A 12904-nucleotide genomic window follows, 5' to 3' on the forward strand; every position below is an offset into this window, starting at 1 on the left:
AATATTATAAATAACTCAGCCATTTCTTTTCTTTATGTGTGGTCTTATAGGTATCGTACCATTTGCATAATGGATACAATGCAATTACCACTGCTATCCAGATCAGGTAAACAATACCTAAAGAATAACCTTCGCCGGGTACAGCAAACAAAAACGGGAAATCAGGTATTCCTTTTAACCCTTCTGCAAAACTGTGTCCTCTCGAAAGGTAAGCAAGAATGTGTAAGAGGTTAAGTAAATAGAAATGCAGGATATAATAAAAGAAAGGAACACGGCCATACACAATAATGATCTTCGCCAACTTACCGCTTGTTGTTTTTACAAACGAAAGAAACAACAATGCACCGCCAATGGTTGCACACATGAATAATAACGAAGGCGGATATTTCTGCACGTTCATAAATACAAGAAAAGTAGAGAGCGCATCTTTTTGTTTGGTCCAGTCGGCAGGATCGCCATAAATATTACTGAAACGAACTGCAACAAAGATCAACAGCAGCAACAGGCTAATGTACAATACATGTTTGTTTCGCTTTTCCGGTTGTAGCGATGTATAGTATTTGCCAAAGCAGTAACCAATGATCATTAAACCCGTCCATGGGAGGAAGGGATAAAAAATGCCCACCACATGACCATCAGCAATGGGGAATACTGTTGGCAGATGCAGGAAATTCCACCAGATGGGAACAATGCCTTTGCGTGCTGCTTCTGCAAAATCGAGACTGTTATGCCCTAACACAATTACAGCACCAATGAGTAATATAAGTTTGAACGGAAGATGAATAACCAAACCAAGCAGCACCATGCTGATACCAATGGACCAGATGGTTTGCAGAATAAAAATGCTGTAATGAATATCGGCTGTGATGCCGAGTGTAACAATGAAGATCTCCACAACAATGAGCCAAAGCCCACGGGTGATCAAAAACCAACTCAGTTCTTTTGTTGTTTTACGCTGATGCTGTAACCATGCCGACATACCCGACAGAAACACAAATGTTGGTGCACAGAAATGGGTGATCCACCTGGTGAAATAAAGAATGGGTGTGGTGGTGGCTGCATTCAACGGATCGCCGGTGAACGCTTCTTTGTGAAAGAAGTCTCTTGTATGATCGAGTGCCATAATGATCATAACAAGACCACGAAGCAGATCGATCGATTCAATGCGTTTGGGTGATGATAGTGGTTGCTGAAGCATAGTTGGTTGGTTAAAATAAAAAAGCCGGCCAGGCAAGGTCGGCAGTTGAAATTAGAAATAAGAATTGAAGTTTGCAACAACTATTAACCTGATTGAATTGTTTTAATACCTGTTTAAATGCTGCTTGTTAATTAAGGTGATATTCATTTTGCAAAAAAGTAATAATGGCTGACGCTTTTTGATGTAATAGTGTAAGCCTCGTGAACAGAATACGATTACTTCCTTTTAATTGATGAAAACGATACGCCAAATCCTGGTGTAACGAGGCATCATAAGAACGCAGCGGCGGATTGCCTGCGGGTTTATGAATGATGTTGTCATCATCCAGCATTTTATCAAAAACATAGGGGTTAAATATCCGTAATACTAAAGGATCAGCATCTCTTCGCTCATCCCGTTCATCAGCAATATTGCCAAGAATTGTTTCAACCAGTTTTTGATAACTGATAATACTGTCTGCTGCCTGTTCATTCCTGATCAGCCTCAACGCTCCTGAATTTTTTAATTGAGTAATGGTTCTGTCACTTGATTGAAAACGCCTGGTTCGTAAAAGAACTCTTCCTAAATAATAGAAGTCACTTTCATGGCCTTTGATCGTTTGTGTTTCTAAAAAGTTCATCATGGAATCGAGTTGCAGTTTTCTTTCTTTTTGATAAACAAGATTTCTATTGATGGAAGCTGTATCCAGTTTCAAATCTTCAATATAAGATCTGATGAATTGTGTTTCCCTGCTGTTTTCTATTACATGCTCCAACTGATACTCCGCTAAAAATCCGCAGAACACAGCAAGAAATAACATTAAAAATTCCCAGAAATAACTTTTCCAGTTTTTCTTTCCATGACCTGAGTGGGTGTGATGATGTACTTCCATGTCTTTTATTTCTGATGTAGGATTGATGATTTCTGATGTTTCGGTAGCAGGTGCAATGGGTTCATCAGTTGAAGGAGTATTCAACTGTGTATTTTGCTGTCGACTATCGTCTATTGACGGTGAACCATTTTCCTCTTCGTTGTGGATAGGTTTGTTTTCTTCCATACTTTATTGCAGATGGTATTGTTTACGCAGCTCCTCAAGCAACGCCGCATTTACTTCAAAGTATTTTTGAAATTGAATGGTTCTTGTGCCTCTGTAGGTTATAGCAAACACACTTAACATGTTCCTTGCCTCATCTGTATCTATTTGTTCAGGTTTTCTCAATTTGAAGGATACCTCTGTACTGTTCTTTTCATATTCAGCAATGAAATCAATTAAGTTTTGTGCACCTAATTTTCTTGTAGTTTCTTCAAAATCTGAGTCAAAATGTTTTATCAGGAAGGGAATAATGTAGGACTGCCTGTATGAGGCTTCCATTTCACGCCTTACATTTATATTATCAATAACAACAGTAAGTTCTCCAATTAATTTTTGTAATTCATCGTTTTTAAAATAACGAAGCGACCCTGAATTTTTTAATTGCTCCAAAATAATCGTTTTGGGCTCAAACAAAGTTGGAGCGTTAAAAGCAAATGTCCGATTGAAGTGAATAACAAACTGTTTTGAAAAATTTGAAAAGCTGCTATCCTTAAAATAATCCATCATGTATTGTACAGAGTTCTCCAGCTTTATTCTGTTCCCTGATTTCTCTGCAATAGCAACAGAATCACTTTTTAGTTCTTCATATAAACTCTTTGCCAACTCTTTAGCTCTGTCTCTTTCAATCTTATGCTCCAGTTGATACTCTGCTAAAAAACCACAGAACACAGCAAGGAACAACATTAAAAATTCCCAGAAATAACTTTTCCAGTTTTTCTTTCCATGACCTGAGTGGGTGTGATGATGTACTTCCATGTCTTTTATTTCTGATGTAGGATTGATGATTTCTGATGTTTCGGTAGCAGGTGCAATGGTTTCATCAGTTGAAGGAGTATTCAACTGTGTATTTTGCTGTGGACTTTCGTCTATCGACGGCGGACCTTTTTCCTCTTCGTTGTGGATAGGTTTGTTTTCGTCCATTGTTATTTAAGATGATATTCGTTTCTTAACAGGCGTAACAGAGCAGCGTTTATTTGCATATATTTTTTGTAATGTAACTCCCGTGTGGAATGCAATCCATTTCTTCCAAACAAGCCAATTGCGTTGATGGTACCTTGTTTGTCGAATTTTTCAATAGACTTAAATTGGAAAGGAATCACCTGGTCACTTTTTTCATAGGTTTCTGCAGCTACTAACAAATCAGAGTTCAGGCGTTTAATTTTATCATCAAACGAATAGTCATAATGCCGTATCATTAAATCCCATAAATACTTATTCCTTATTTCTTGTTCTATTTGCTGACGGTCATAAATATTTTTTATAGACACCAATAAGTCGCCTATCAACTTTTGCAACTCATCGTTTTTAAAGTAACGTAGTGAACCGGAGTTTTTCAATTGTTCTAGCACAACCGTTCTTGGTTCAAACACAGAGGGTGAGCGAAATATTATTCCGATCAAAAAGCTTAATTGAAATTGCTTTGAAAGATTTGTGAGGCTGCTGTCTTGAAAATAGCGTTCCAGATAAAACAACGATTCTTCTTGTCGGATCCGGTAGCGGCTTTTTATCTGCACATTCACAGAATCATTTTTCAACTCTTCATAAAAACTCTTTGCCAGCTCTTTTGCCCTGTCTCTCTCAATCTTATGCTCCAATTGATATTCTGCTAAAAAACCACAGAACACAGCAAGGAACAACATTAAAAACTCCCAGAAATAATTTTTCCAGTTTTTCTTATGATGTGGTGCAGCAGGGTCGTGGGCGTGGTGATGTACCTCCATGTCTTTTATGTCTGATGTAGGATGAATGATTTCTGATGTTTCAGCAGCAGGTGCAATGGATTCATCGATTGAAATTTCATTCAACGATGGAAGTGATGGTTGCTCCTCATTGTTTTGTGGATTGGGTTTGTTTTCTTCCATGAGTTATTTAAAATGATACTCTTTTTCCAACATCCGCAATACTGCTTCGGCACGTCGTTTAATAATGGAAAAACTGGCTGCCGTATTAGACATATAAAATTTTTTGATGGCACACCAGTTTTTATACTCTGTTATCAGCAGCGGATCAGTTACCATCAGCCGGGGACTGCCTGTAAATTTCAATTGATCAAAACTTAGTGCATCACGACTTAAAAAATTATTAGCTGCCACCGCTTCTATCACCTGGTCAATTTCCAGCACCCGTGACTGCACTTTCCGAAATTCAATATTCATGCTTCCCATATCATCTCTTATATCTTTAAAACCCTGTATTGAGTTATTATAGTTTTTGATCGTGTCTATTAATTGGTTGCTTCTGAAATAGCGTAAAGCTCCTGAATTGAGCAATTGCTGAAGAGTGGATTCATTGGGTTTATATTGCGGAAAAACAAAAGCATAAACGCTAAGCTTATAAATTGCAGTTGTGTTTTTTGTTAATTCTTCTTTGTTCCCCAGCAGCTTAATTAATGAATCAATGCTGCTGATACAGGTGTGTAAGTTTGCAATCGCTCTGCTGTTGGTTACTGTATCTGCTGCTAAATCTCTGTAAAGGGATAAAGCATATTCTTTAGCTCTTTGCTTTTCTATCTTATGCTCCAGTTGATACTCTGCTAAAAATCCACAGAACACAGCAAGGAACAACATTAAAAATTCCCAGAAATAAGATTTCCAGTTTTTCTTATGGTGCGGGGCAGCAGGGTCGTGGGCATGATGATGTACTTCCATATCTTTTATGTCTGATGGTGGATTGATGATGTCTGATGTTTCAGTAGCAGGTACAATGGTTTCATCAGTTGAAGGAGTATTCAACTGTAAATCTTGATGCGGACTGTCGTCCGTTGACAGTAAACTTTCTTTCTTTTCTTCTTCCTGCATGTTGCTGTTTTAAGTTCTTGAAATGAGCGATGAGTGAAGCAACTTTATTTTCCATTCTTCCTTCAGCTTTACCAATACAACTGTTTCCATCCATTTCACCAATTCCTTTTTACCGTTGCGGGTTATTTCTGATTGCAGGTAGTAGGTAGCCCATGCTGTGTTTCCTTCGATGGTTATTTTTACAAAATCAAAGCTGTTGGTTCGTTTATAATCTGCCGGTTTGTTGATCATCACTCTTTTGATCAGTGTGTCAATTGTCCACACTTCGCCGTATTCATAAAAATGTACATCGGCTGTACTGTGCAATCTTAACCCTGCGCTGTCTCTGTTTGATAAAGCGGTGAACAGGTTTTCAATTGTTTGCTGTACAGTTTTCTGTTCTTGTGTGGCTTGTGCATTTACACTTGCCGAAAAGAGCAATACAACAAACAGAAGTTTTATTTTTTGCATCATGAGTTTTAAATGAAAGGGATTTACTGCTCGTACTTCAAAAACTTAGTACCTGTATATGTTATATCCGCTGTTCGTTCGATCACTACTTTTACATTTCCATCTTTTAGCAATTCAAATACTACTTTGGGATAGCCAATGCCGCCTACAAAGCTGTTGTTACCAATGTATTTCAAACTTGCCCTTAACCATCCGTTTTGTTTCATAAACAACAGATCGTCGTTTTTCAGAAATTCTACATTCATGTTATCCTGCAATTGATAGAGCCCGGTGATCCTAGCATATACTTTTGGGTCGAGCGGAAATTCTTTGGCCATCACTACATTAAATACAATTTCACTTTCTCCAGATGAGCTCTTGCTTACAGGAAGAATTCTGTTTACTGCGCCGGGAGAAGAAGACCACTTATCCGTCTCCACATACTTGCCGCCTTTAAAATAGATCTGTGTAATTAGGTCCTGCTGATCGGGAACAGACACACGCATGTGTATATGTGCAGGTCGCCAAGATGCTTCATCGTTTGGATCGGCTTTGTAGGGAACAGGCAAAATAGATTTGAATGTATACTTGCCATCTGCTTTTGTTTTTTGTGCAGCACGATAGTTGTAGTCATCCGAAGCATTATCATACACTTCCTGTTCATCGCAATGCCATATTTCAACCAATGCATTGTTGATGGGCGTTTTTCCATCTTCTTTAAAAATGATTCCTCTTAAAACAATGGGCGCTCCATTTGATTTTGGCAATCTTAAGTTACTGCGCAATGGTGCACCTGGCCGGTAGAACGGACCAAGAATATCCGTAGTGGTTGCGTTGTCGCCTTCAAAATTTTTTCCATTCCAGTTTAAACCACCGAATGCACTAATGCTGATAACAGTAAGTGATGAGCTTTTGATAAATGTTCTGCGTTGCATAATGATTAGTTTTAGTTGGTGAAGGGCTACAGTAAGGTATAAATTTCAGAGCTGTTATAAAATGCTGATCGGCTTTTATTATTCCACTCGCACCAGCACTCTTCTTGTTCTGATGTTGTCACCTATGATTGCCGTATCTCCTTTCAGTTGAATTTGCCTTGGCTGTTCTGTATCAGTATAGAAAGGAAGCGTTCCGCCTTTTACATGATGGATCACCTGTCCTTTTGCAGGTTCATATGTATACGTACCGAAGTATCCGAAAGAATGACTGCTATAAAATTCATGAAAGTTGATGGTATAATTTTTAGACTCTTCCTCTGTTATTTTAAGTGGCGTATCGCTGGAAACATTAATACTTAGTATTCCTCCTGCTGTATAAATAAAATAACCTCTTGGATTTTTGCCATAACGATTGACCCATGTGTTGGAAACAGAATCATAATCAACAAACTCAACCAGCTTCCACACACCTGCGATGCCTTTGGAATTGTTTGTTGTTTGTGCCACTGCTGCTGCAAATTGAAAACAGGCAATCGTTATCAATAAATATTTCATACGTTGAAATTTTACAAGGTTGATTTTTTCTTGTTGAAGCTTATGATCATTTCAGTAATGAACAGGGGTACAACCCAGCTTAACCATATAAGTGTTGGGCCTCTGTCAGTAAATTGAGGCATCAGTGTCCTTGCAATTTCCAGTTCATTCAACCAGCGGAAGAGAACAAAAGCAAAAGTTATAACATAGCTTCTTATCATCCACTCTTTATGTTGAACAATTCGTTTCCGCATTACAGATAGGTAGGCCATAGATGCAGACGCTATCCACGCAAATGCCAGAAACTGTAATGCAAGCGCCCATGTAAAACCAATTTCGTAACCGCTTGTCCATGCTAAAAAGGTGGATGCAATTGTACCTATTAAAATAGCAATGAGATAAACACGGCCAAGAACCCTGTGTACATTCAAAAATTTATTGCGGAATGTTTTCCAAAACTGGAAGGGGCCAATTAACAAAGCAATCAACCCTCCTGAAATATGACCAATCAACGGCCATTTAACATTCCAATACCGTCCAAAGGTTTCCTCATCAAACCCAAAATAAGGCAAGGCATCTTTTACAATAAATTTTCCTGCAAATACAGTAAGGAAAAGAACAACCGCAAGTGTTAGATACGATTTTGATTTTTGCGGAACGGGTAAATTTCTTGTTTGTGCCATAACGATTGATTTATTTATTAAGCTTTGCGGTTCGTGAAGACACGAACCAAGGCGGTTGTCTGATTTATTTACAGGCATACAATTCCTGAAATAAATATTAAAAACAAACCCCACCACATTTGCAGTATGATGAGGTTGTTTATCAATCAACATGGAAAAAGGGTTATTTCGAACTCAGATCTTTTCGCAAAAACAATAATTCGCTCCAGCTTTCCTGAGTGTATTCTGCGATGTCTTTTAAATACTGATCATATGAACCTTCGCCATGCACACTTTCATATACTTCTTTAAATGGTTTACGAAATCCAACGGCTCTTTCTTTTAAGCCTTGTTTGTATCTTGTAACTAATGTGTATTGTGTTGGACCTGATGCACTCGATATATACACAGCAACAGTTACACCTGAAGCCTCCCAGGCTTTTTTTACTTTCTTAATGATGGCTACCACATTATCGTTTTGACCCATTTTCGGATATACATGATTGATCTGGATCTTATCGCTAAAATCGCCCAATGCAATAGTGCTTAAGTTTTCCTGGTAAACAGAGTAACCACCACTTTGCTTATCAGTTAAATAAATAGCTACATTTTTATTCCAGTCGTTTTGGTGTTCGGGGCTGATATCGCCTCTTGCATCTTCACTTTCCCAGCTTTTTGGTCCCTCGGTAATATGATAGCCACCAATGTCCGGTCCCGATTGAATGGCGAACACCCGCCAGTGGTGATCGCCGCTATGATATTTCTGGGCGTGATTAGCAACGGCCTTTTCAAACTCCGTGATCTTGTCAATTTTAGGAAATACCCGGTGTGTAGATATTACATTTTTTGTTTGGCCGATGCCGGCAAAAGGAAGCAGCACAATTAAAAGAAGGTATGTGCTCAACTTCGCAACAAGTTTCTGTTTCATACTGATTTGTTTTGGTTTAGGAACAATGCGGTTAAAATCTTCCTCAAAGCTCTTGGTAAACAAAAATTTCTGTGAGTACGAATCAACCATTACTCTTCAGTTTCTCCGCAATTGGCAGGACAAATTGTGCATCGTCAGGATAAATTCAGCATTCTGCTCCGTAAGGCCTTGTTTAATAGTGGGCAGATTGAATAAAAAATGCGGCTTCGATTATCTTTATAGAAATGCCCCAACATCTCCTCTTCACCAAACTGCTGTTGATCCTTTTGGGGATTTGGTTTGTTATGCCTGTTTCAGGTCAGTTGAAGTATGAGCAGTTAACCACATCGGAAGGTTTGAGCCAGGGTTATGTGTACGATATTTTGCAGGACAAAGATGGCTTTATGTGGTTTGGTACCAAAGATGGACTGAACCGTTACGATGGATACAGTTTTAAAGTGTACACACACGACAGCTACAATCCTTACTCCATAAGTAATAACAATGTGAACCGTCTTTTTGAAGACAGCAAGGGAAGGCTTTGGGTACTTACTGATGATGGCATTAATATTTACGATAAGAAGCGAGATCAGTTCCGGCGCATTTTACACGATCCCAAAAATGCAAACAGTCTTTCCGGCAATAAAGTTTTTGTACCAGTCATTGAACTGCCCGATGGACGGTTTCTTGTATTTCCACAGGAAAAAACATTGAATGTTATTTCACTGCCTGCTGATTTTTTGGAAAAGAATACCCAGCCTGTTATTACACATTTATCAGCACCTGGTGCAGGGAATGTTAGCTGCATGTATATGGATGGCCGGAAAAAAGTCTGGATCATTTCTGATAAGGTTTACGAATTGCTGCCCAACGATCTGTCGCTTATTTGGCGAAAGAACAGTTTTTCATTTGGGCAAACTGCTCCGGCGCCGGATGGCAGTGTGTGGGCCGATGATTTTTTCTTTAGCCAGGTACAGGATACCGTTATGTATCCGCTGTTTTCAAAAGATATCGTCAAAGGTCATGGCAGAGTTTTTTTACACGAAGCAGATAAAAAAAGATTTTGGTTGGGCATTACTGATTCCGGCAGACTGGAAATTTTTGATACTAAAAACTGGAAACGTGGCAGTCCGCTCGATCCCGAACAAACAAGACTGCATGGTTTTTCGCAATTAACACCAACAAAAATTTATAAAGACCGATCAGGGCTTGTGTGGCTTGGCACAAACGGTTATGGTGTACGCAAATACAGTAACGACACAGAAAAGTTTCATCATATCGCCAACGGTCTTAGTGTGCGTACAATAATGGACTTGCCCAACAACCAGGTTTTTGTAAGAGGCTGGGGCGAATTACAAAAGTTTGATACCAACGGAAAAAACTTAACGGGCAAAGAAGAAAAGATTTTATTTAATGGAAGTGATTTTTTCATGGGTAAAGAGTTTACCATCTGGGGCCTGCGTCGTAAAAATGGTTACAGGGACGATAATTTTGATAAAGTAGTTGAAAAGCTAAACCTCGTAACCAAAATTTCAACCACTTACAGGATCAATGTAAGCAGAGAAGAAGAACTGGTTGAATCTAAAATGGAAGACAGTAAGGGCCATATATGGCTCATGGGTCTTGGAGGAAGGCTTATTGTTTTAAATCCGCATACAGGTGCTTATAAAAAAATCAGCATTGCAAATGCTGCTAATTCGATGTTACAAGGCGCACAGATAACAGCATTGCATGAAGATGCAAGCGGTGTTTTTTGGGCTGGGACAGAAAGCGGGTTGGCAAGAATTAATTTTCAATTCAATGCTGATGCTCCACCAAAAATTACATGGTATAAAACAAACGCTGCAGATAAAACGGCCTTAAACTATAGCCATGTGTCCTGTATGATTGATGATGCGTTTGATAATGCTATTTTGTGGGTGGCAACAAAAGGAGGCGGTCTTAACCGGCTCAATAAAACAACCAACCAGTTTACACATATCACTACCAAAGAAGGTCTTTGCAATAATGTGGTGTATGGATTACTTACCGATGATGCAGGTAATATCTGGGGCAGTACCAACAATGGTATTTTTTGTTTGCTGAATAACAATAAAGAAAAACAAGGAAAATGGTTGTTCCGTCATTTCACAAAAAGTTCGGGCTTGCAGGATGATGAGTTTAACACCGGTGCGTTTACAAAACTCAGCAATGGCGATCTTGCGTTTGGTGGTGTTAACGGCATAAACATTTTTAATCCTGTCACCGTTTTACAAACGGGCTACACACCCAATGTTTTTATCACGAATATTTTAGCCGGTAACGAAACGGTGTTGCCCAACGATAAAACGGGCATCTTAGAAGAAGCTATTGAACAATCATCTTCCATTACCTTAAATCACTTGCAGGATATTTTAACGCTTGAATTTTCATCACTTGATTTTACAGCACCTGCTCAAAATAAATACCGTTATCAATTAGTGGGTATTGATAAGGATTGGGTTGAAAGCGGTACAAGAAGAACAGCTACCTACTTACATCTTCCACCCGGCAATTATACATTTAAACTGCAGGGAAGTAACAGCCAGGGTATGTGGAGTGGCAGTGTGAAAGAATTAAAAATTACAGTGAAGCCTCCGTGGTGGCGTACCTGGTGGGCTTATGTGTTGTATGCATTATTGATTGGGTTTGCAGTGAGGTCCTATATCGTTTTCAGAATTAATAAAACGAAACTGAGATCGCAATTGCATTATGAGCAACAGGAAGCAAAACGTATAAAGGAATTAGATACGCTCAAAACACAACTCTACGCAAACATTACACATGAGTTTCGTACACCGCTTACCGTTATTATGGGCATGGCACAGCAGGTGAAAACAGATCCTGAAGAACATTTGGGTAATGGGATGGATATGATCGTACGAAACGGTCAGCACCTGCTCAATCTGGTAAATGAAATGCTTGACCTGTCGAAACTCGAAGATGGAAAGATGACGCTGCACTTGGTAAACGGTGATGTGATCAATTTCTTACGATATATCGTAGAATCATTTCAATCATTGGCAGCAGGACAGCAAAAGCAGTTTCACTTTTTATCGGATACAGATGAGTTAACTGTTGCTTATGATGCAGAAAAATTGCGGCAGATCATTACCAATCTTTTATCAAATGCGTTGAAGTTTACTACGGCTCATGGTAATGTGTATGTAAGCATTTCACAGGAACCAGCAGCAGAAGGTTATACTACACTGCTGTTGAAAGTAAAAGATACCGGCATTGGTATTCCGGAGAACCAGTTGCAACACATCTTCGACAGGTTTTATCAATTAGATAACAGCCATACACGCAAAGCAGAAGGTACAGGTATAGGTCTTGCATTAACGAAAGAACTGGTGAAACTGATGAACGGAACCATTGCAGTAAAAAGTCCGCCGGTAGGTGCAACAAAAGGAACAGAGTTTACCATCACATTACCGCTGAAGAAAGTACATGCAGAAGAAGTTGCTGCAACTATTCCTGCTTTTATAAAAGAACCTGTTGTTGTAACTGATGCTATACGTAAAGAACCTGTTATCATCAATAACGAACATACAGCAGCCGGTACACCGCTGATCTTATTGGTGGAAGATAATGTGGATGTGGTGGCTTATACTGCAAGCTGTTTACCCAATTATAAATTAGCTGTTGGTAAAGATGGAAAAGAAGGCTTTGATATTGCTGTTGAAATAATTCCTGATTTAATTATCACCGATGTAATGATGCCGTTCATTGATGGGTTTGAAATGTGCAGGAGATTAAGAGCTGATGAACGAACCAGCCATATCCCAATTATTATGCTTACAGCGAAAGCCGATATGCAAAGCAAACTGGAAGGGTTAGATAAAGGTGCTGATGTGTATTTGGAAAAACCTTTTCATAAAGAAGAGTTGTTGTTGCGTATTAAGAAGTTGTTGGAGCTTCGTAAAAATTTACAGCAGTATTACAGCAGGCAAATGGGCATTGCAGATAAAGCTGAAGCAGCATCAACAGAAGAAATTGCAATTATACCGGAAGAAAAAGCCGAGCATGCCTTTGTAAAAAAAGTAAGAGAACTGGTGGAAGCCAACTTTACCAATTATGAATTTAGTGTGGAGCAGTTATGCAAGTTGATCTTTATGAGTCATTCGCAATTGCACCGTAAGCTTGAAGCGCTGACCGGTTGTTCACCCAACAAGTTTATCCGCATCATCCGTTTAAACAAAGCGAAAGAATTATTAGCCGACCCTTCATTAAGTATTGCCGGCATTGCACTGGACTGTGGTTATAACGATCCCGGCTATTTTGCAAGAGTGTTTAAACAGGAGTTTGGAGTAACACCGCAGGAGTGGAGAGCAGAGGTGAAAAAATAAAA

Annotated in this window: 11 protein-coding genes; 1 reads left to right on the plus strand and 10 read right to left on the minus strand. The window is 39.0% G+C overall.

What is annotated here, in order from left to right; all coding sequences use genetic code 11:
• Positions 1–4: 4 nt before the first annotated feature.
• The 10 genes from ESA94_RS10155 to ESA94_RS10200 form a co-directional block, all read right to left on the minus strand.
• Positions 5–1198, minus strand: coding sequence for a DUF1624 domain-containing protein (locus tag ESA94_RS10155; protein ID WP_129130776.1), 1194 nt, complete (start codon positions 1196–1198; stop codon positions 5–7).
• 127 nt (positions 1199–1325) lie between these two features.
• On the minus strand, positions 1326–2234 hold the full coding sequence (locus ESA94_RS10160) for a hypothetical protein (protein WP_129130777.1): 909 nt from the start codon (positions 2232–2234) through the stop codon (positions 1326–1328).
• Positions 2235–2237: 3 nt separating this feature from the next.
• Entirely contained in the window at positions 2238–3191 is a 954-nt protein-coding gene (locus ESA94_RS10165) for a hypothetical protein (RefSeq protein WP_129130778.1), read from the minus strand.
• Between the two features lie 2 nt (positions 3192–3193).
• On the minus strand, positions 3194–4132 hold the full coding sequence (locus tag ESA94_RS10170; protein WP_129130779.1) for a hypothetical protein: 939 nt from the start codon (positions 4130–4132) through the stop codon (positions 3194–3196).
• A gap of 3 nt (positions 4133–4135) precedes the next feature.
• The gene (locus ESA94_RS10175) at positions 4136–5068 is read right to left on the minus strand and encodes a hypothetical protein (protein WP_129130780.1); all 933 of its coding nucleotides are present in this window, start codon (positions 5066–5068) and stop codon (positions 4136–4138) included.
• A 9-nt stretch (positions 5069–5077) separates the two neighbouring features.
• Complete coding sequence (locus ESA94_RS10180; RefSeq protein ID WP_129130781.1) at positions 5078–5521, minus strand: nuclear transport factor 2 family protein; 444 nt, start codon at positions 5519–5521, stop codon at positions 5078–5080.
• Positions 5522–5541: 20 nt separating this feature from the next.
• Positions 5542–6432: a dioxygenase family protein gene (locus tag ESA94_RS10185; protein WP_129130782.1), complete on the minus strand. Its 891-nt coding sequence runs from the start codon at positions 6430–6432 to the stop codon at positions 5542–5544.
• A gap of 78 nt (positions 6433–6510) precedes the next feature.
• Positions 6511–6987 carry a lipocalin-like domain-containing protein gene (locus ESA94_RS10190; protein WP_129130783.1) on the minus strand — a complete coding sequence of 159 codons (477 nt, stop codon included), beginning with the start codon at positions 6985–6987 and terminating at the stop codon, positions 6511–6513.
• Between the two features lie 11 nt (positions 6988–6998).
• Positions 6999–7649 carry a DUF2306 domain-containing protein gene (locus ESA94_RS10195; protein ID WP_129130784.1) on the minus strand — a complete coding sequence of 217 codons (651 nt, stop codon included), beginning with the start codon at positions 7647–7649 and terminating at the stop codon, positions 6999–7001.
• A gap of 163 nt (positions 7650–7812) precedes the next feature.
• The gene (locus tag ESA94_RS10200; protein WP_129130785.1) at positions 7813–8556 is read right to left on the minus strand and encodes a hypothetical protein; all 744 of its coding nucleotides are present in this window, start codon (positions 8554–8556) and stop codon (positions 7813–7815) included.
• A gap of 224 nt (positions 8557–8780) precedes the next feature.
• Between ESA94_RS10200 and ESA94_RS10205 the strand changes: the two genes are divergently transcribed.
• The gene (locus tag ESA94_RS10205) at positions 8781–12902 is read left to right on the plus strand and encodes a hybrid sensor histidine kinase/response regulator transcription factor (RefSeq protein WP_129130786.1); all 4122 of its coding nucleotides are present in this window, start codon (positions 8781–8783) and stop codon (positions 12900–12902) included.
• Positions 12903–12904 lie beyond the last annotated feature (2 nt).

This window comes from Lacibacter luteus, assembly GCF_004118265.1.
Taxonomy (GTDB): Bacteria; Bacteroidota; Bacteroidia; order Chitinophagales; family Chitinophagaceae; genus Lacibacter; species Lacibacter luteus.